The sequence below is a fragment of the Rhodoferax koreense genome, from assembly GCF_001955695.1.
GTDB classification, from domain to species: Bacteria; Pseudomonadota; Gammaproteobacteria; order Burkholderiales; family Burkholderiaceae_C; genus Rhodoferax_B; species Rhodoferax_B koreensis.
In genome coordinates, this window is record NZ_CP019236.1 from 5,017,898 (window position 1) to 5,036,628 (window position 18,731).

Below are 18,731 nucleotides of genomic sequence, written 5' to 3' on the forward strand. Positions count from 1 at the left end.
GAGGAGCATCATGAAATCCATCCGGAAATTCCAGATCGCGCTGCTGTGTGCGGCCGGCGTGCTCAGCGCCGGGCCGGCAATGGCCGCCGAGCCCACGCCGGGCGTGACCAAGACCGAGATCCGCCTGGGCCAGACCATGGCCTACAGCGGCCCCGTGTCCGCCTACGGCCAATACGGCCGAGCCGAGCAGGCCTATTTCAAGATGCTGAACGAGCGCGGCGGCATCAACGGCCGCAAGGTCACGCTGATCAGCCTGGACGACAGCTACAGCCCGCCCAAGACCATCGAGCAGGTGCGCCGCCTGGTGGAGCGCGACGAGGTGCTGGCACTGTTCCAGAACCTGGGCACGGCATCGAACACCGCGATCGAGAAATACGTCAACGCCAAGCAGGTCCCCAACCTGTTCGCCATCTCGGGCGATTCGAAGTGGGCCGACGGCAAGGCGCATCCGTTCACCACGAGCTGGCAGCCGAGCAACCAGACCGAGGCCCGCATCTACGCCAAGCACATCCTGGCGAGCCGCCCCGACGCGAAGATCGCGGTGCTCTACCAGAACGACGACTACGGCAAGGACGCGCTCAAGGGCTTCAAGGACGAACTGGGCGACAAGGCCTCGCTGATCGTTGCCGAAAAGTCCTATGAGGTCAGCGACCCGACCATCGACTCGCAGATCGTCTCCTTCAAGGGCGCAGGCGCCGACGTCTTCTTCAGCATCACCACGCAGAAGTTCGCGGCGCAGGCAATCCGCAAGGCCTACGACATCGGCTGGAAGCCGGTGCAATACCTCAACAGCCTGGCCTCGTCGGTCGGCGCGGTGCTCGAGCCGGCCGGACTGGACAAGTCGGTGGGCATCATCTCGGTGGCCTACCTCAAGGACCCCTCCGACAAGCGTTGGGCCAACGACGCCGGCATGAAGGACTACCTGGAGTTCATGAAGAAGTACATGCCCGGCGACAACGTGTACGACACGCTCAACGTCTTCGGCTACTCCGCGGCGCAGACGCTCGCCCACGTGCTCAAGCAGTGCGGCGACGACCTGTCGCGCGAGAATCTCATGCGCCAGGCCACCAGCATCGACAACCTGGCTCTGCCGATGGTGCTGCCCGGCATCCTCGTCAAGACCACGCCTGAAAAACGCACCGCACTGCGCTCCATGCAGCTGGCCAGCTTTGACGGCAAGGCCTGGCAACTGTTCGGCGACGTCATCGGCACACGCTGAACCACGCGACCCAGGACGGCTCCATGCACAAGATCCAAATTCCCCAGGACGCCATCGACCGCGCGATTGCACGCCGTGGCGCGCTGCAGGTCTTCGACCATCTGGAGCCGTCGCGCACGGCGCTGCTGGTGATCGACCTGCAAAACGGCTTCATGGCGCCGGGCCAGCCCGGCGAACTGGCGCAGGCGCGGGCCATTGTCGACAACGTCAACCGCCTTGCCGGCACGCTGCGCGAGGCCGGCGGCCACGTGGTGTGGGTGCGCCACACGCATGGCGGCCCGGCGGCGGGCCAGCCGTGGCCGCGTTTCCTGGAGTTCGCGGCGGCAGGCTGGGGCCAGGCGCTCAATGCCGCCCTGGTGCCCGGCGGGGAGGGCCACGCGCTCTACCCTGCGCTGCAGACCCGGCCGGAAGACGACGTGGTCGACAAGACACGCTTCAGCGCGCTGATCCAGGGCTCCTCCGATCTGCACGAACGGCTGCAGAGCCGCGGCATCGACACCGTGATCGTCACCGGTACGATCACCAACGTCTGCTGCGAATCGACCGCACGTGATGCGATGATGCTCAACTACAAGGTGCATTTCGTCTCGGACGCCAACGCTGCGCGCAGCGACGCCGAACACAATGCGACCTTGGGCAATATGCTGCTGTGGTTCGCCGATGTGCGCTCCACCGATGAACTCATCCAATTGGTCCGCACCCCGAAGGGGGTTTGAAAGCGTTTCACATGGTCGACTCCGCCACGCCCCCGCGCAAGCCGCGGGCCCAGAAAGATACTTCCACCAGCACCGCCACCAGTTCCACCGCCGCGGCGCCGCGACGGCGCCGCTCGCAGGAAGAGCGCACCGGCGAGACGCGCGCCAAGCTGATCGAAGCCGGCGTGGCGGTGCTCAACGAGGTCGGTTTCTCCAAGACCACCTCGCTGCTGATTGCCAAGCGGGCGAACGTGTCGCGTGGCGCGTTCCAGCACCAGTTCGGCACGGTGCAGAACCTGATGCTGCAGATGGTGCAGCACCTGTCGCACGACCTCGTGGGCCAGATCGAACTCGAAAGCATCCGGCTCGCATCGCCGGACGAGCGCCTGCGCGCCATCGCGCTGCGCTACTGGCATGTCTACCAGAGCCCGGAATACCGCGCCGTGCTGCTGATCTGGATCGGCTCGGTGCAGGACGTCGACCTCGTCGACCGCATCGACCGGCTGATGCAGTCCATTGACTCGCAGCGCGACAAGAACTGGACCGAGATCTTCGCCGACCAGCAGATCCCCGAAAAAGACCTCTTCACCTTCCGCCGCATGTTGCTGGCGATGGTGCGAGGTTTAGCGATCCATGCCATCTACAGCAAGCGCCCGGTGAGTTTCGACGACATCCTGGGCCTCGTCGTGCGGTTGTGGAGCGAGCTGCCGTCTGCCCAGTCAGAACCCGCCTGAACGCGGGGAGCCCGCTGGGCTCTCGTTCTCACACCAGTTCGACCGCCATCGCCGTAGCCTCCCCGCCGCCGATGCACAGGGTGGCGACACCGCGCTTCAGACCTCTGGCCTGCAGCGCGTGGATCAAGGTGACCAGGATGCGCGCACCGCTCGCGCCGATCGGGTGACCCAGCGCGCAGGCGCCGCCGTTGACGTTCACGATCTCGTGCGACAGCGACAGCTCGGCCATCAGCGCCATCGGCACCACGGCGAAGGCCTCGTTGATCTCCCAGAGGTCGACATCGGCCACGGCCCACCCGGTCTTGGCGAGCAATTTCTGCACCGCGCCGACGGGGGCGGTGGCGAACCAGTTCGGCGCCTGCGCATGGGTGGTGTGGCCGACGATGCGGGCCAGCGGCCTGGCGCCGAGGCGTTCGGCGGTGGAAGCCAATGTCATCACCAGCGCGGCGGCGCCGTCGTTGATCGACGAGCTCGATGCGGCGGTGATGGTGCCGTCCTTCTTGAACGCGGGCTTGAGCGTGGGGATCTTGTCGAGTTTGATCTTGCCCGGGCCTTCGTCGATGGACACCAGCACCTCGCCGGCACGGCCCTTCACCGCCACCGGCACGATTTCCTGGGCGAAGGCGCCCGATTCGGTGGCAGCCTGCGCGCGGCGCACGCTGGCGGTGGCGAAGCTGTCCTGCGCCTCGCGGCTGAAGCTGTATTTGGCGGCGCAGTCCTCGCCGAAGGTGCCCATGGAGCGCCCGGCCTCGTAGGCGTCTTCCAGGCCGTCGAGCATCATGTGGTCGAAGATCTGGCCATGGCCGATGCGGATGCCGCTGCGGCCCTTGGGCAGCAGATGTGGCGCATTGGTCATGCTCTCCATGCCGCCGGCCACCATCACCTCGAAGCTGCCGGCCAGCAGCATGTCGTGCGCCAGCATCGCGGCCTTCATGCCGGAGCCGCACATCTTCGACAGCGTGACCGCGCCCGCGCCCTGCGGCAAGCCGCCCTTGAACGCGGCCTGCCGCGCCGGCGCCTGGCCCTGGCCGGCCATCAGGCAGTTGCCGAACAGGACCTCGCCGACGAGTTCCGGCGCCAGGCCCGAGCGCGCCATCGCCGCCTTGATCGCGGCGCCGCCGAGGTCGTGCGCGGCCAGGCTAGCGAAATCGCCCTGGAAGCCGCCCATGGGCGTGCGCGCGGCGCCGACGAATACCACCGGGTCTTTGACTGTTTTGCTGCTCATGGTGTCTCCTTCGAGGTGAAAATCTGATTGAAGCGCTTGTGCTGCGCGTAGGGGAAAACGTCGTGCACGCAGCCGGCCTGGATGCGCTCCTTCTGCGCCTGCCAGAAGTCGCGCGCCAGCAGGTCGGCATGGTGCCGCATGAAGACTTCGCGCACCGCGGGGTGGCCGAGCAGGAAGGGTGCGAAGGTTTCGGGGAACACGTCCTTCGGGCCGACGCGGTACCAGACTTCGCCGCTCATTTCCTCTTCCTCGTTGCGCGGCAAGGGCACGCTGCGGAAGTTGCAGTCGGTGAGGTATTCGATCTCGTCGTAGTCGTAGAACACGACCTTGCCGTGGCGGGCCACGCCGAAGTTCTTCCACAACATATCGCCGGGGAAGATGTTGGCGGCCACCAGGTCCTTGATGGCGTTGCCGTATTCGACCACCGCACTCTCGATCTGTGCACGGCCGCGCGGGCTGTCGGCGCCGGCGTCGAAGGCTTCCTGCAGGTACAGGTTCAACGGGATCATGCGCCGCTCGATGTAGACATGCTTGAGCACCACCTCGCCGCGGCCGTCGCCGATCTCGATCTGGCTCGGCGCGAACTTCTCGATCTCGGCAATGAGCTCGTCGTCGAATCGCTCGCGTGGCAACGCCACCTCGCTGTATTCGAGCGTGTCGGCCATGCGGCCCACGCGGTCGTGCTGCTTGACCAGCAGGTACTTGCCCTTCACCTGTTCGCGCGTGGTCTCCTTCTGCGGCGGGAAATGGTCCTTGATCAGCTTGAACACGTAGGGGAACGACGGCAGGTCGAACACCAGCATCACCATGCCCTTGATGCCCGGGGCGATGCGGAAGCGGTCGCTCGAATGGTTCAGGTGCTGCAGCAGGTCGCGGTAGAACAGCGTCTTGCCCTGCTTGGCCAGGCCGAGCGCGTTGTAGATCTCATTGCGCGGTTTCCTGGGCATCATGCTGCGCAGGAACTGCACGTAGGCCGACGGAATCTCCATGTCGACCATGAAATACGCCCGCGCGAAGCTGAACAGCATGAGCATGTCGTCTTCGCCGATCAGCACGGCGTCGATGGCGAGGCGGCCGTTCGCACCGTGCAGCACCGGCAGCGCGAACGGATGCGCCGAGAACCCGTTGATCAGCTTGCCGCACAGGTAGGCACCCTTGTTGCGGAAGAAGGGTGTGGCGAGCATCTGGATCTGGAAATTGGCGCGCAACGGTGCGTCGCCGAGCCAGGCCTGCAGCAACTGGCGCACACGCGCGGCGTCGCGCGGCAGGTCGTCGAACACGCGCTGCAGGTCGAAGTCATTGACCATCTGCACCAGCACCGCGTCGAAGGTGCCGGGTGTGGGGTAGTAGGCGCGGTAGGTCGGGCGCTGGTTCGCCCCGCCGATGCCGACCTCGATGTATTCGGTGCTGACCGCAGGCCGCACGAAGATGAAGTCGTTGTGGAAGTAGCTGCGGTGCAGGATCTTGGTCGTGACCGAGTTGAAGAAGGTCTCGGCCAACTCGGGCTGGTGGTGGTCGACCAGCAGCCCGATGTAGTGCAGCTTGACCTGCTGCCATACGTCCATGGCCTGTTCGCCCGCCTTGAACTCCTTGGCCAGCCGCATCACGCATTCCTTGACACGCAGGTCGTAGAACTCGATGCGTTCGCGCTGCGCGCGCTGCTGGCCGCGCCAGTCCGCCGTCTCGAAGCGGTGTTTGGCACGCGCCGATTCCGCGCGGAACAGCCGGTAGTGCCGGTTGAAGCCGTCCAGCATCGCGCGGGCGATGTCGTAGGCCAGCGGGGAATCGAGGCGCTGGGGGAACATGGTGGGCCCCGCTTGAACGATCTCGGCCCGGGGCTCAGGTCTGCGGCACGCCCTTGGGGCCGCGCGCCGCGATCACGCCGTCCAGCGCGGCGCGATACGCGGGCTCGATCGAGTCGGTGCTGGCCACCGTCATGTGCAGGTCCTGCAGCAGGCCGTCGTGCACGCCGAAGGCCCAGCCGTGCACGCTGACCTGCTGGCCGCGGGCCCAGGCGTCCTGCATGACCGTGCTCACGCACACGTTGACCACCTGCTCGATGACGTTCAGGTCGCACAGGGCATCGGCGCGCTGGCCGTCCTGCAACTGGTCGAGCAGCGCGGCGTGGCGCACCCGCACCGACTGCACGTGCAGCAGCCAGTTGTCGGCGATGCCGATGCGCGCGCGCTCCAGCGCCGCCTGCACGCCCGAGCAGCCGTAATGGCCGACGACCATGATGTGCTCCACCTTGAGCCGCTCCACGGCGAACTGGATCGCCGACAACGCGTTCAGGTCGGAATGGACGACGACGTTGGCCACGTTGCGGTGCACGAAAACCTCGCCCGGTTCGAGGCCGGTGATCTGGTTGGCCGGCACGCGGCTGTCGGAGCAGCCGATCCACATGTATTTGGGCGTCTGCTGCTTCACGAGGCCGGTGAAGAAGCCCGGGCGCTCGCGCTCCATCTGCGCAGCCCATGCGCGGTTGTGGGAGAAAAGTTCGTCGATTGGCATGATGAGATTGTCGTGGTTGGAAATAAGGAGTTGGCTTACATCGTCTCGGCGAAAAGCTCGCGCCCGATCAGCATGCGGCGGATCTCGCTGGTGCCCGCGCCGATCTCGTACAGCTTGGCGTCGCGCCACAGCCGGCCCAACGGGTACTCGTTGATGTAGCCGTTGCCGCCGAAGATCTGCACGCCCTCGCCAGCCATCCAGGTGGCCTTCTCGGCGCACCAGAGGATAACGGAGGCGCAGTCCTTGCGCACCTGGCGCACATGCTCGGCACCAAGCAGGTCGAGATTCTTGGCCACGGTGTAGGCGAACGAACGGCCGGCCTGCAGCACGGTGTACATGTCGGCCAACTTGCCCTGGATCAGCTGGAATTCGCCGATGCTCTGGCCGAACTGGCGTCGGTCGTGGATGTAGGGGATCACGTTGTCCATCACCGACTGCATGATGCCCAGCGGCCCGCCGGTGAGTACCGCCCGCTCGTAGTCCAGCCCGCTCATCAGCACCTTCGCGCCACCGTTGTGCTGGCCGAGGATGTTGGCCATCGGCACCTCGACGTTGTGGAACACGAGTTCGCCCGTGTGGCTGCCGCGCATGCCGAGCTTGTCGAGCTTTTGGGCGATGGAAAAGCCGGGCATGCCCTTCTCGATGAGGAAGGCCGTGACACCGCGCGCGCCGAGCTCGGGCTCGGATTTCGCGTAGACCACCAGCGTGTCGGCATCGGGCCCGTTGGTGATCCACATCTTGCTGCCGTTGAGCAGGTAGTAGCCCCCCTTGTCCTCGGCCTTGAGCTTCATGCTCAGCACGTCGGAGCCCGCGCCGGGTTCGCTCATCGCGAGGGCGCCCACGTGTTCGCCGCTGATGAGCTTGGGCAGGTACTTGCGGCGCTGGGCATCCGTGCCGTTGCGCTTGATCTGGTTCACGCACAGGTTGCTGTGGGCACCGTACGAAAGCCCCACCGAGGCCGAGGCGCGGCTGATCTCCTCCATCGCCACCATGTGGGCCAGGTAGCCCATGTCGGCGCCGCCGTATTCCTCGGACACGGTGATGCCCAGCACGCCGAGCTCGCCCATCTTGCGCCACAGGTCCATGGGGAACTGGTCGCTGCGGTCGATCTCGGCCGCGCGCGGCGCGATTTCGGCCTGGGCGAATTCGCGCACGGCGTCGCGCAAGGCGTCGATGTCGTCGCCGAGCTGGAAGTTGAGTCCGGGCAGGTCGTTCATGGTTTTGTCTCCAGAGGTGGAAATGGTTGATTCTTGGATGAAAGACGCGAGGCCTATTTCAGTGCTTCCTCGACGCCCTTGGCGCCGCTCTTGCGCTCGCTCTTGGCCAACAGCGCCCGCGCCTCGCGCTCGTGCACCTTGATCTCCTCGAGGTTGGCCAGCAGGTCGGTGAGTTGCTCCTCGAGCTGTTTGCGGTGTTCGCCGAGCACCGCCAGGAACTTCTTCAATTGCGGCCCGGTGTCGCGCGGGCTGTCGTACATGTCGATGACCTCCTTGGCCTCGGTCAGGCTCAGGCCGAGGCGCTTGGCGCGCAGCGTGAGCTTGAGCCGGGCGCGGTCACGCGCGCTGTAGACGCGGCTGCGCCCGCCGGGGCCGGAACGCTCGGGCTGCAACAGGCCCATGTCTTCGTAGAAACGCATGGCGCGCGTGGTCAGATCGAACTCTTTGGCCAGATCGCCGATGGTGTAGGTCGTGCCCATGTTGCCGTCCAATGCCGTCCAGGAAAAGGGTTCAACCGAGGTGACTGCCGAAACTCGCCATGGCTTTTACAATGCAGCACATCGATTGACGTTTACGTAAACGTCAATTATGAATCAAAAAGAAGGCGCCATGAACGAACTCGAAAGCCAACTGCGCTACCCCTTGGGCGAGACCCTGCCCGCGCCGGGCACGGCCCTGGAGGTGGCGCCCGGCGTGTACTGGATCCGGATGGCCCTGCCTTTCGTGCTGGACCACATCAACCTCTGGCTGCTGCGCGACGAGATGGACGCGCCCGACGGCAGCGGCACGCGCGTCCAGGGCTGGACCGTGGTCGACTGCTGCATCGACCGGCCCGAGGCGCGGGCGCAGTGGGAAGGCATCTTCGAACAGCATCTGCAGGGCCTGCCGATCCTGCGTGTGATCGTGACCCACATGCACCCCGATCATATCGGCCTGGCGCACTGGCTCTGCGCGAAATGGCAGGCGCCGCTGTGGATCAGCGGCACGGATTATTTCGTCGCGCGGCTCAACACGATGGGCACCACCGGCAACGGCGGGCAGGACGCCGCGAATTTCTTTCGGATGCATGGGCTGCAGGACCCGAAGGCGCTGGCGGTCATCGGCACGCGCAGCGATTATTTCGCCGCCCTGGTGCCGGCGCTGCCGCGCAGCTTCCACCGCATGCAGGACGGCGACGTGATCACCATCGGCGCACGCCAGGCCAGGCGGCGCTGGCGCTGCATCAGCGGCTACGGCCACGCGCCCGAGCACATCGCGTTGTACAGCGAGGCGGCGTCCGGCGAGGAAGTCGACGCCCCCTCAGGTCGCTCTTCCGCGCTGCTGATCGGCGGCGACATGATGCTGCCGCGCATCTCGACCAACGTCAGCGTGTACGACAACGAGCCCGAGTCCAACGCGCTGCAGCAGTTCCTCGACTCGATCGACAAGTTCGCGCCGCTGGCCACCGACACGCTGACCCTGCCCGCGCACGGCAAACCGTTCCAGGGCCTGCACACGCGCATCGCGCAACTCCACGCGCACCACCGCCAGCACCTGAACCGCGTGCTCGCGGGCGTCGCCGGCGCGCCGTGCAGCGCGGCCGACGTGCTGCCGGTCATGTTCCGCCGCAAGCTCGATGCGCACCAGACGACCTTTGCCATGGGCGAGGCCATCGCCCACCTGCACAAGCTCTGGTTCGACGGGGATCTGCACCGCGCGCTGGACGCCGACGGCGTGATGCGCTTCAGTGTCACGGCCCAAGGCCAGCGGCGGCTTGACACGATCGCCGTGCCTGCCGTCGACAGCGAGGACGTCCCGGTCAACGCCTGAAGATCCGAAAGGCCGGACACGGCCGGTTGTCGCCACCACCCGGGGGTTTCACCCAATACCGTACGAACTCACCAGTTCGTACATTTTGGGAAACCAGAGGAACGATGGGCTGCATTGCGCAATGCAGCCCGCTCGTTTCAAACACAACCCAGGAGGAACTCGCGCCATGACACAAACATCGACCCCCGCCCGCAAAGAGGCCATCGCGGCCCAGCCGGCCAAGGTTTCACGCCGCTTCTTCGGCCAATTGCTCGGACTCCCGGCCGTCATGGCCTCCGCCGCCACGGCCTCCGTGGTGACGGGTTGCGGCGGCGGCGATGACGCGCCCGCGCCCGCGCCCGACCCCAACGCGGCCGCCATGACGCGCGCCGCCTTCGTGGCATCGATCTCCAAGTACTTCGACTGGGTGCACTCCTCGGAATACAACGACCCGTACAAGCTGGCGCAGCCGACCTTCGTCGACGTGAAGCTGGGCGTGACGGCGAATGCCAAGGAAATCGAAACCGCGCTGGAGGAGTCCATCGTCAGCAACGTGCTGGGCTATTTCTACCCGGACCAGCTGGTCACGCGCGAGGAAGCGGCCGAGATCTTCGCCAAGGCCTTCAAGGTGCCGGCCTCCAGCACGAACGCGCTGGCATCTTTCACCGATGCGGGCGCGATCACCGCCAGCCGCAAGGCCAGCGTCAACGCGCTCGTGGCCGCGGGCTACATGAAGGGCAGCAGCGCCACGTTGTTCGCCCCCGCCGCCACACTGACAGGCACCGAAGCCAAGGCCATCCTCGACACCATCACCAGCCAGCTGGTGGCGCCGCCGCAGGTGATGTGCAAGTCCGGCACGACGGCGCCGCGGCGTTATGTGCGGATCTCCACGCCGACGCCGGGCGCGCAGATCTACTACACCTACACCTTCGACGGCAGCGAGCCCGCCGACCCGAGCGGCTCGGCCGGCATCGCCTACGACTTCGAGCAGAACGGCGTGCTGCAGTTCGTCAATCCGCTCACCTCGACCACCGACTTCCGCCTGTACCGGCTCAAGGCCGTGGCCAAGAAAAACGGGCTGGCGACCAGCGCCGTGCAATCCTTCACCTGGAACATCGTCCGACCCAACGTCGGCGCCTTCCAGGCCAAGCTGATGCATCCCGGCACGGCCACCACGCCGACGGTGTGGAAGATCAACAACCCGGCCGAGTACTTCCAGGCCTTCGTGTTCTACATCGAAGGCACGACACGCGGCCTGGTCTTCGACGCGGGTGAATACGGCTACCAGAAGGCCAACCTCAAGACTTTCATCGACAGCATCGCCACCAAGCCCTACGACATCATCGTGGGCCATAACCACCCCGACCACGCCGAGCAGATCTACAACTTCACCTCGGCGGGCGTCACGCTGTATGCCTCGGCCATCGAGAAGGCGGCCTTCATGGCCGCCAGCCGCGCCGATTTCAAGGCGGCCGGTGCCGCCGCCGTGGCGATCGCCGACGGCCAGGTGCTCGACCTGGGCAACGTGCAGGTCACGGCTTACACGCAGCCAGGTCATACCAACGGCCTGATGACGGCCATCGTCAACCAGACCGGCTGGGTCTTCGGCTCGGACATGTGGGCCTGCAACCGCGCCTACACCGCCGACACCACGCAGTACAACCAGGTCAAGGTCGACCTGTTCCTGTCGCTCACGCAGCAGCTGCTGGCCAACTACAAGAAGAGCAGCGCGCTCGGCCTGGTCACCGAGGTGACCAACGCGCACCAGGACGTGTCCGTCGGCATGGAAGGCGTGAACAACTTCATCAAGTGTTTCCAGCAACTCATCGACAAGGGCGATGCGGCCAGCGCGCCTTCGATCCGCGGCGGCCGCGTCGGGAATCCGACCGCGCCGACGACGCGCAACTCGCGCATGAGCATGGTCGGCGACATGTGGCGCGACAAGAACTGGATGGCCATCGGCAATTCGATCGGCACCGGCCTGGACAGCCCGGTGGACTACTTCACCGCGCCGACCACAGCCTTTCCCTGCGGCGCCACGGTCAACTACAACACGGCCGATGGCTACAAGAAATACTCGGTGCTGAGCAACATCGAGTTCGCCGGCGCGAGCCTGGTCGGTGTCGACGTCTATTGGCTGCCACCGGCCAACGGCGTTGCCAACAAGGTGTCGAACAAGTTCGATCCCTGGGCCTACGCCTACACCGTCAAGGTGGCCAGCGGCACGACCAGCATCGTCATCAAGCCGACGGCCATGTCGAACAACGTCACCTCCATGAAGGTCAACGGCACGGCGGTCGCCCAGGGCGCGAGCATCACCGTCGCCGTGGCGGTGGGCAACGTCATCAGCATCGATGTCGTCTCGCCCGACGGTACGTCCACCAGCAGCTACAAGCTCACGGTGGCGCTGGCCTGAGCGCGGCATGGGAATCGTCAGCAGCCTGCAGACCGCCGCGCTGGCCTTGCTGGCGATGATGGCCACGGGCGGCAGCGCCTTCGGCGCGCTCGACGCGCACTACCTGGGTACGAGCCGTGACGGCGGCGAATTCCGCATCTACCTGCACGGTGGCGCGTACGTCGGTCGCAGCGGCTCGGTCCAGACGGTCCGGGTGACGGTGCACGCGCTGCGCAAAGGACGTCGGCTGCAGGCCTTGGAAGGCTGTGTCTACCACTTCGACGACAAGGACCGCGGCCGCGACCGGATCGAATGCGCCGAGACCGCGCCCGGCCCCCTGCGCGGCGTGGCCTACGCGCGAGCGCATGGCCAAGCCGCGGGCGCCGCCGACGCCGCGGCCCCGATGGTTTGCGTGCAGCGCTGCACAATTCAAGCGCCGCAACGCCTCCTGCTGGAAGAAGCCGACGAAGACAATGGCTGACCGCCGTGCCGGATGTGCTCGACGCGTCCGAACGATCGGGCGCTTGGCTATGCTACGCAACCATGCGCAAAACCGAACCCATTGAGCCGGGAAACCCCGCCGCACCCGCCCGCACGCCGCGTACCAACAACCCGCAACGCACCATGGCCGACATCCTGGCCGTGGCCACCGGCGAGTTCGCCGAGCGCGGGCTCAGCGGCGCGCGCATCGACGCGATCGCCGATGCCACGCGCACCAGCAAGCGGATGATCTACTACTACTTCGGCAGCAAGAACGGGCTGTACCTGGCCGTGCTCGAGAGCGCCTACCAGCGCATTCGCGACATCGAGGGCGGGCTGCACCTGGAAGATCTTGCGCCCGAAGAGGCCCTGGCCACGCTGGTGGGCTTCACCTACGACTACCAGCTCGCCAATCCCGACTTCCTGCGGCTCGTGGCCAATGAAAACCAGCACCGCGGCGAGTTCCTGGCCCAGAGCGCATCCATCCGCGAGATGAACGCCACCGCCATCACCACGCTGTCGGCCATCTGCGATCGCGGCGTGCGCGCGGGCGTGTTCCGCCACGGCATCGATGCGCTCGACCTGCACATGTCGATCAGCGCCTTGTGCGTGTTCAACGTGGCGAACCGGCACACGTTTTCGCTGATCTTCAAATACGATTTCGACGACCCGCGGGCCATCGCCCAACGCCGGGCGAGCACCATCGACATGGTGATGCGTTTCGTACGAAATGACTGAAGGCGCGGCGGGCCCTCAATCCCACTTGGGAATCGGCACCGCCTTGAGCTGGCCGCGCAGCTCGGCGTAATCGGGCACGACGGTGCGCACCGTGTCCCAGAAACGCGGGCTGTGGTCCATCACGCGCAGGTGGCTCAGCTCGTGGGCCACCACGTAGTCGATGATCGGCAGCCGGAAGTGGATCAGCCGCCAGTTCAGCCGCACCGAGCCGTCCACGCTCGCACTGCCCCAGCGCGTGCCGGCGCTGGACAGGCGCAGCGATCGCCACTGCACGCCGAGCAGCGGCGCGTAGTGGTTCATGCGCTCGGTGAAGATGCGTTTGGCCTGGCGCATCAGCCAGGCCTGCACCGCGTCGCGGATCTGCTCGGGCGCGGCGCTCTGCGACAGGCCGACGCGCAGCACTCGGCGCACCGCGCCATCCGCCACACCAGGCACACCGGCCAAGGGCTCGGCATGCAGTTCGGCACCGATGCCCTTGAAGCCATGGGTCGGATCCAGCACCAGCACCACGGTTTCGCCGAGGAAGGGCAGTTCCGCGCCATCCTGCCAGACGATGCGCGTGCTCTCCAGCCGGCTGTGGCGTTCGCGCGCCTCGCCGAGTTTCGCGACGATCCAGCGCCCCTTCTCGCGCACGGCGGCGTCCACCTCGCCCAGCGCCACCCATTTGGGCGCGCTGACCACCAGGCCGTCGGCGCCCACGACGAAACCGATGGTGCGACGCTTGCCGCGTTTGAATTCGTAGGCCACCAGCGCACCGGGCAAACGGATCTCGCGGTTGGCGCGCGGGTGGCGGAACTGCGCGGGGGCGAGTTGCCGGTCCAGCGGCTCCGCCGGCGTAGCCGCGATGCCGACGATGGCGCCGGTGTCGCGTTCGGCCAGCGTCGGCGTGATCGGCCTCGATTTCGGGGGGGCCGATGGTGACGGTGCGGGCGGCACCTGCGGTCTTTTGGTGCCACCGCGGCGCGGCCCGGCGGCCGGTGGCACGGGTTCGGGCGCGGGCTCGGCACCGAACAGGTCCAGCGTGGTCTGAAGCCAGCGCGGTGCCATGTCGCTACCTCAGGCCGGGGCTCATTGGTAGGCCTCGGGGTCGAGCCGCCGCATCTCGGCCTCGATCCATTCCTTGACCTCCTGCATCAACTCGTCCGGTCGGCGCCCCTCGCTCGGGATCGGCTTGCCGATCGAGATGTCGACGATGCCCGGTGACTTGATGAAGGCCTTGCGCGGCCAGCATTTGGCGGAGGTGACGGCGATCGGGATCACCGGCACGCCGCACTGGATGGCCATGCGGGTGCCGCCGGTCTTGTATTCGCCCACCTCGCCGCGCGGGATGCGCGTGCCCTCGGGGAACATGATGATCCAGGTGCCCTGGGCCAGCAGGCGCTTGCCTTCGGCCACCATCTTCTTGAACGCCTGCGCGCCCTGGCTGCGGTCGATGTGGATCATGTCCATGCGCGCCATGGACCAGCCGAAGAACGGCACGTACAGCAGTTCCTTCTTGAACACGTAGGCCAGCGGGTGCGGCATGATGGCCGGCATCACCAGCGTCTCCCAGGTGGACTGGTGCTTGACCAGCAGCACCGCCGGCGCAGTCGTTCCGACGGGCAGGTTCTCGAAACCGGTGATGCGGTTCTGGATGCCGAGGATCGCCGTGCCGCCGTTCACCGCCACCTTGAGCCAGCCGGCGCAGAGCCAGTAGATGCGCGTGGGGCTGGCGAACAGCGACACCACCATCACCGTCAGCGCCCAGGGCACGATGGTCACGGCCATCCACAACAAATGCAAAATTGAACGTAGCAGGCGCATCAGTGATCTTTTAAGTTTCCAGCGCAGGCGGAATCTGCGTGAGTAGCTATGAAATGAATAGTATTCGCCGTCATGGCGAAGGCGCTTTCTTGAACGCCGCCTCGCGCTCCACGATGAAGCCCGCAAAAGCCGCGAGGTCCTCGTGCACGATGGTGTTGGCCGGCAGCGATGGCGGCAACGGCTGGCCGCGGTAGGCCGCGCCCTTGCCGGTCAGCACCAGGTGCGGCTCGCAGCCGGCCGCCGCACCGGCCTGCAGATCACGTGCGCTGTCGCCGGCCGTGGGCACACCCGCGAGCTCGACGCCGAAACGTTCGCCGATCTGCTCGAACAGCCCCGGCCGGGGCTTGCGGCAGGCACAGCCGTCGTCCGGGGCATGCGGGCAGTAGAACACGGCGTCGATGCGCCCGCCCGCCGCCGCCAGCAGCCGGTGCATCTTGGTGTGCATGGCGTTGAGCGAGGCCACGTCGAACAGCCCGCGGCCCAGGCCCGACTGGTTCGATGCGACCACCACGTGCCAGCCCGCGTGGTTGAGCCGCGCGATCGCCTCGAGCGCGCCAGGCAGCGGCAGCCATTCCTCGGGCGACTTCACGAATTCGTCGCTGTCCGCATTGATGGTGCCGTCGCGGTCGAGGATGACGAGTTTCATGGCGATGCGGGCCTGGTCAAGCGAGCTTGGAGAGGTCGGCCACGCGGTTCATGGCGTTGAACAGGATGGTCAGCAGCGCCAGCCGGTTGCGGCGCACATCGATCTGCTCGGTGTTGACCATGACGCCCTCGAAAAACGCGTCCACTGGATCGCGCAGCGCCGACAAGGCCTGCAGGGACGCCGTGTAGTCGCCGCTTTCGAACTGCGCATCCGCCTTCGGAACGACCTCGTTCATCGCCGCGTACAACGCACGCTCGGCACCGTCCTCGACGAGGATCTCGCTGACATGGGCGTCCACGGCGACTTCCGTCGCCTTCTTCAGGATGTTGCCGATGCGCTTGTTGGCGGCGGCCAGGGCGGCGGCCTCGGGCAAGGCGGCGAAGGCACGCACGGCGGTCAGGCGTTTGCCGACGTCGGCCAGCCGCTGCGGCCGCTGGACCAGAACGGCATCGACTTCCTGCGCGCTGTAGCCCTGCTCGCGCAGGCTGCCGGCGAGGCGGTCGTAGATGAACTCGGCAAGCAAATCAGGCGTCAAGACGTCCAAGAAACGTCGTGTTGTCTTTGTCAACTCTAAGGTGCTGCCAGCGCGATCCGTTGCCTGAACGGCTTCGACCAGTCCTCGCTCTGCGATGGCCTCATCAACTACCTTGAAGACACTCTCAAGAAGCGTATCCAAATCAAGCTGTAACCGCTTCTCCACCAACATCCGGATCACACCCAGCGCATGCCGGCGCAGCGCAAACGGGTCCTTGTCGCCGGTCGGCAGGTTGCCGATGCCGAACATGCCCACCAGCGTCTCCAGCTTGTCGGCCAGCGCCACCACCACGCCCACGGTATTGCGCGGCAGCGTGTCGCCCGCGAAGCGCGGCTTGTAGTGGTCCTCGATGGCGTCGGCCACCTCGGCAGGCAGGCCGTCGTTGAGCGCGTAGTAGCGGCCCATGGTGCCCTGCAACTCGGGGAATTCGCCGACCATGTCGGTCACGAGGTCGGTCTTGGCCAGGCGTGCGGCCTGTTCGGCCCGCGCCACGAGGTTGGCGTCGCCAAGTTGCGCCGCGATCGCGCGCGCAATGGCTTGCACGCGGGTCACCCGCTCGCCCTGCGTGCCGAGCTTGTTGTGGTAGACCACCTTGCCCAGGCCTTCGACGCGCGATTCGAGCGTCTTCTTGCGGTCCTGGTCGAAGAAGAACTTCGCATCCGCCAGGCGCGGGCGCACCACACGTTCGTTGCCACCGATCACCGCGCTGGCGTCATCCGGGCGGATGTTGCTGACGACCAGGAACTGGTGCGTGAGCTTGCCCGCCGCGTCGAGCAATGGAAAGTATTTCTGGTTGGCCTTCATCGTGAGGATCAGGCATTCCTGCGGCACATCGAGGAATTCCTCCTCAAAACTGCAGACCAGCACGTTCGGACGCTCGACCAGCGCCGTCACCTCGTCGAGCAGCGCTTCATCTTCGATCGCCCGCAAACCGCCACCGATCTGCGCCGCAGCCGCATTCAGCTGCCGAGCGATGTCGGCGCGGCGCTCGGCGAAGCTGGCGATCACCGCGCCATCGGCCTTCAGGGTGTCGGCGTAGCCGTCGGCGTCTTTCAAGGGCACGGGGTCGATGCGCGCTTCGAAGCGATGGCCGTGCGTGTCGCGGCCGGCCTGCAGGCCCAGCGCCGTGACCGGCACCACGTCGGCGCCATGCAGCGCCACCAGACCATGGGCCGGGCGCACGAAGCTCACGCTGGTCCAGCCGGGCAGCTCGCAGCCGGTTTCGAGCTGGTAGCTCATGACCTTCGGGATCGGCAACTTGGCGATGGCCTCGGCCAGCGCCTTCTGCAGGCCTTCGGCGAGCGTGGCGCCCTTGACCGTGCTCTCGAAGAACAGCGCCTCGGCCTTGCCGTCGGGCTGGCGCTTGAGGCCGGCCACGGCCGAGGCGTCGGCGCCGAACGCGGCGAGCTTCTTCAGCAGCGCCGGTGTCGCGTTGCCGCCGGCGTCCAGGCCCACCGTCACGGGCATGAGCTTTTGCGACACGGCCCTGTCGACCGCCTGCGCGGCCACCTGGGTGACGTGCACCGCCAGCCGGCGCGGCGAAGCGAACGGCGTGAAGGCCGATGCGGGCGAGGTCAGGCCCTGCGCCTTGAGTTGCTCGAACAGCACGCCGGCAAAGGCCTCGCCGAGCTTCTTCAGCGCCTTGGGTGGCAGTTCCTCGACGAACAGTTCCACCAACAGGTTTTTGGTCGCAGTCATGGTTGTCATGGCGTTCACGCCGCCTTCTTCGTCATCTGTTCCACCCATTCACGCGGCGCCATCGGGAAGCCCAGGCGTTCGCGGCTCTCGTAATAACTCTGCGCCACGCTGCGGGCGAGGTTGCGGATGCGGCCGATGTAGGCGGCGCGCTCCGTCACGCTGATCGCGCCGCGCGCGTCGAGCAGGTTGAAGCTGTGTGCGGCCTTGAGCACCTGCTCGTAGGCCGGCAGCGCCAGCTGCGCCTCCATCAGGTGCTTGGCCTGTTTCTCGTGCGCCGTGAAGGCGGTGAACAGGAAGTCGGCGTCGCTGTGCTCGAAGTTGTAGGTCGATTGTTCGACTTCGTTCTGCTTGTACACGTCGCCGTAGCTGAGGCCATCGGTCCAGGTCAGGTTGTAGACGTTGTCCACGCCCTGCAGGTACATGGCCAGCCGCTCCAGGCCGTAGGTGATCTCGCCGGTGATCGGCTTGCAGTCGATGCCGCCCACCTGCTGGAAATAGGTGAACTGCGTGACCTCCATGCCGTTGAGCCAGACCTCCCAGCCCAGGCCCCAGGCGCCGAGCGTGGGGTTCTCCCAATCGTCTTCGACGAAACGGATGTCGTTCTTCTTGAGGTCGAAACCGAGCGCTTCCAGGCTGCCGAGGTAGAGCTCGAGGATGTTGCTCGGCGCGGGCTTGAGCACCACCTGGTACTGGTAGTAGTGCTGCAGGCGGTTCGGGTTCTCGCCATAACGGCCGTCCTTGGGCCGGCGGCTGGGCTGCACGTAGGCCGCGCGCCAGGGCTCGGGGCCGAGTGCCCTCAGGAAGGTCGCCGTGTGCGACGTCCCGGCGCCGACCTCCATGTCGTAGGGCTGCAGGAGCGCGCAGCCCTGCTCAGCCCAGTAGGACTGCAATTTCAAAATGATCTGCTGGAATGTCAACATGAAGGTCGGATTCGTTGGCCGCGGCAGAGGCCGCGTCGGGATTCAGGCTGGTGCTAGCGAATAACATGCCGGCGCCCAGGCCGGCATGGCTTCTCATTTTACGGGCCGCCGACACCAGGGCCGCCGC

Annotated in this window: 17 protein-coding genes; 7 read left to right on the forward strand and 10 right to left on the reverse strand. The window is 66.3% G+C overall.

Annotated features, from left to right (window positions below; all coding sequences use genetic code 11):
• Positions 1–10 precede the first annotated feature (10 nt).
• Genes RD110_RS23200 through RD110_RS23210 form a run of 3 tightly spaced genes read left to right on the forward strand, consistent with a single transcriptional unit; the run spans position 11 to position 2,648 of the window.
• The gene (locus RD110_RS23200) at positions 11–1,219 is read left to right on the forward strand and encodes an ABC transporter substrate-binding protein (protein WP_076202342.1); all 1,209 of its coding nucleotides are present in this window, start codon (positions 11–13) and stop codon (positions 1,217–1,219) included.
• 23 nt (positions 1,220–1,242) lie between these two features.
• Positions 1,243–1,935, forward strand: a complete 693-nt coding sequence (locus RD110_RS23205) for an isochorismatase family protein (protein WP_076202344.1) — start codon at positions 1,243–1,245, stop codon at positions 1,933–1,935.
• A gap of 11 nt (positions 1,936–1,946) precedes the next feature.
• Complete coding sequence (locus RD110_RS23210) at positions 1,947–2,648, forward strand: TetR/AcrR family transcriptional regulator (RefSeq protein WP_076202346.1); 702 nt, start codon at positions 1,947–1,949, stop codon at positions 2,646–2,648.
• A 28-nt stretch (positions 2,649–2,676) separates the two neighbouring features.
• Here RD110_RS23210 and RD110_RS23215 read toward each other — a convergent pair whose 3' ends face one another.
• From RD110_RS23215 to RD110_RS23235, 5 genes are read right to left on the reverse strand one after another with little or no spacing between them, the layout of a single operon-like run.
• Positions 2,677–3,873 carry an acetyl-CoA C-acyltransferase gene (locus RD110_RS23215; protein WP_076202349.1) on the reverse strand — a complete coding sequence of 399 codons (1,197 nt, stop codon included), beginning with the start codon at positions 3,871–3,873 and terminating at the stop codon, positions 2,677–2,679.
• Complete coding sequence (aceK, locus tag RD110_RS23220; protein ID WP_076202352.1) at positions 3,870–5,678, reverse strand: bifunctional isocitrate dehydrogenase kinase/phosphatase; 1,809 nt, start codon at positions 5,676–5,678, stop codon at positions 3,870–3,872. Before aceK ends, RD110_RS23215 begins: the two co-directional genes overlap by 4 nt.
• Positions 5,679–5,712: 34 nt before the next feature.
• Positions 5,713–6,384, reverse strand: a complete 672-nt coding sequence (can, locus tag RD110_RS23225) for a carbonate dehydratase (RefSeq protein WP_076202355.1) — start codon at positions 6,382–6,384, stop codon at positions 5,713–5,715.
• Between the two features lie 35 nt (positions 6,385–6,419).
• Positions 6,420–7,601, reverse strand: coding sequence for an isovaleryl-CoA dehydrogenase (locus RD110_RS23230; protein ID WP_076202357.1), 1,182 nt, complete (start codon positions 7,599–7,601; stop codon positions 6,420–6,422).
• A 53-nt stretch (positions 7,602–7,654) separates the two neighbouring features.
• Entirely contained in the window at positions 7,655–8,080 is a 426-nt protein-coding gene (locus RD110_RS23235) for a MerR family transcriptional regulator (protein ID WP_076205548.1), read from the reverse strand.
• Between the two features lie 130 nt (positions 8,081–8,210).
• On the opposite strand from RD110_RS23235, the gene RD110_RS23240 reads away from it, so the two are divergent.
• The 4 genes from RD110_RS23240 to RD110_RS23255 all read left to right on the forward strand — a co-directional run bounded on the left by RD110_RS23240 (position 8,211) and on the right by RD110_RS23255 (position 13,002).
• Positions 8,211–9,410, forward strand: a complete 1,200-nt coding sequence (locus RD110_RS23240; RefSeq protein WP_083686709.1) for an MBL fold metallo-hydrolase — start codon at positions 8,211–8,213, stop codon at positions 9,408–9,410.
• A 166-nt stretch (positions 9,411–9,576) separates the two neighbouring features.
• Positions 9,577–11,805, forward strand: a complete 2,229-nt coding sequence (locus tag RD110_RS23245) for a cadherin-like beta sandwich domain-containing protein (RefSeq protein ID WP_076202362.1) — start codon at positions 9,577–9,579, stop codon at positions 11,803–11,805.
• A gap of 7 nt (positions 11,806–11,812) precedes the next feature.
• Positions 11,813–12,265: a hypothetical protein gene (locus RD110_RS23250; RefSeq protein WP_076202365.1), complete on the forward strand. Its 453-nt coding sequence runs from the start codon at positions 11,813–11,815 to the stop codon at positions 12,263–12,265.
• 62 nt (positions 12,266–12,327) lie between these two features.
• Positions 12,328–13,002 (forward strand): TetR/AcrR family transcriptional regulator, encoded by a 675-nt coding sequence (locus RD110_RS23255; RefSeq protein WP_076202368.1) that lies wholly within the window; start codon positions 12,328–12,330, stop codon positions 13,000–13,002.
• A 15-nt stretch (positions 13,003–13,017) separates the two neighbouring features.
• Here the strand turns inward: RD110_RS23255 and RD110_RS23260 are convergent, their stop codons facing one another.
• The 5 genes from RD110_RS23260 to glyQ form a co-directional block, all read right to left on the reverse strand.
• Positions 13,018–14,049, reverse strand: a complete 1,032-nt coding sequence (locus RD110_RS23260) for a M48 family metallopeptidase (RefSeq protein WP_204250000.1) — start codon at positions 14,047–14,049, stop codon at positions 13,018–13,020.
• A gap of 21 nt (positions 14,050–14,070) precedes the next feature.
• Positions 14,071–14,805, reverse strand: coding sequence for a lysophospholipid acyltransferase family protein (locus RD110_RS23265; RefSeq protein ID WP_076202371.1), 735 nt, complete (start codon positions 14,803–14,805; stop codon positions 14,071–14,073).
• A 70-nt stretch (positions 14,806–14,875) separates the two neighbouring features.
• Positions 14,876–15,451, reverse strand: a complete 576-nt coding sequence (gene gmhB / locus RD110_RS23270) for a D-glycero-beta-D-manno-heptose 1,7-bisphosphate 7-phosphatase (RefSeq protein ID WP_076202374.1) — start codon at positions 15,449–15,451, stop codon at positions 14,876–14,878.
• Between the two features lie 16 nt (positions 15,452–15,467).
• Positions 15,468–17,732 (reverse strand): glycine--tRNA ligase subunit beta, encoded by a 2,265-nt coding sequence (gene glyS / locus RD110_RS23275; protein WP_394329425.1) that lies wholly within the window; start codon positions 17,730–17,732, stop codon positions 15,468–15,470.
• Complete coding sequence (gene glyQ, locus RD110_RS23280; protein WP_076202377.1) at positions 17,699–18,604, reverse strand: glycine--tRNA ligase subunit alpha; 906 nt, start codon at positions 18,602–18,604, stop codon at positions 17,699–17,701. The genes glyS and glyQ overlap by 34 nt, the downstream gene beginning before the upstream one ends.
• Between the last annotated feature and the right edge of the window lie 127 nt (positions 18,605–18,731).

Coding starts and splice junctions, on each gene's coding strand:
- RD110_RS23200 (WP_076202342.1), top strand. CDS start 11: ATGAAATCCATCCGGAAATTCCAGATCGCGCTGCTGTGTGCGGCCGGC.
- RD110_RS23205 (WP_076202344.1), top strand. CDS start 1,243: ATGCACAAGATCCAAATTCCCCAGGACGCCATCGACCGCGCGATTGCA.
- RD110_RS23210 (WP_076202346.1), top strand. CDS start 1,947: ATGGTCGACTCCGCCACGCCCCCGCGCAAGCCGCGGGCCCAGAAAGAT.
- RD110_RS23215 (WP_076202349.1), bottom strand. CDS start 3,873: ATGAGCAGCAAAACAGTCAAAGACCCGGTGGTATTCGTCGGCGCCGCG.
- aceK (WP_076202352.1), bottom strand. CDS start 5,678: ATGTTCCCCCAGCGCCTCGATTCCCCGCTGGCCTACGACATCGCCCGC.
- can (WP_076202355.1), bottom strand. CDS start 6,384: ATGCCAATCGACGAACTTTTCTCCCACAACCGCGCATGGGCTGCGCAG.
- RD110_RS23230 (WP_076202357.1), bottom strand. CDS start 7,601: ATGAACGACCTGCCCGGACTCAACTTCCAGCTCGGCGACGACATCGAC.
- RD110_RS23235 (WP_076205548.1), bottom strand. CDS start 8,080: ATGGGCACGACCTACACCATCGGCGATCTGGCCAAAGAGTTCGATCTG.
- RD110_RS23240 (WP_083686709.1), top strand. CDS start 8,211: ATGAACGAACTCGAAAGCCAACTGCGCTACCCCTTGGGCGAGACCCTG.
- RD110_RS23245 (WP_076202362.1), top strand. CDS start 9,577: ATGACACAAACATCGACCCCCGCCCGCAAAGAGGCCATCGCGGCCCAG.
- RD110_RS23250 (WP_076202365.1), top strand. CDS start 11,813: ATGGGAATCGTCAGCAGCCTGCAGACCGCCGCGCTGGCCTTGCTGGCG.
- RD110_RS23255 (WP_076202368.1), top strand. CDS start 12,328: ATGCGCAAAACCGAACCCATTGAGCCGGGAAACCCCGCCGCACCCGCC.
- RD110_RS23260 (WP_204250000.1), bottom strand. CDS start 14,049: ATGGCACCGCGCTGGCTTCAGACCACGCTGGACCTGTTCGGTGCCGAG.
- RD110_RS23265 (WP_076202371.1), bottom strand. CDS start 14,805: ATGCGCCTGCTACGTTCAATTTTGCATTTGTTGTGGATGGCCGTGACC.
- gmhB (WP_076202374.1), bottom strand. CDS start 15,451: ATGAAACTCGTCATCCTCGACCGCGACGGCACCATCAATGCGGACAGC.
- glyS (WP_394329425.1), bottom strand. CDS start 17,732: ATGGGTGGAACAGATGACGAAGAAGGCGGCGTGAACGCCATGACAACC.
- glyQ (WP_076202377.1), bottom strand. CDS start 18,604: ATGTTGACATTCCAGCAGATCATTTTGAAATTGCAGTCCTACTGGGCT.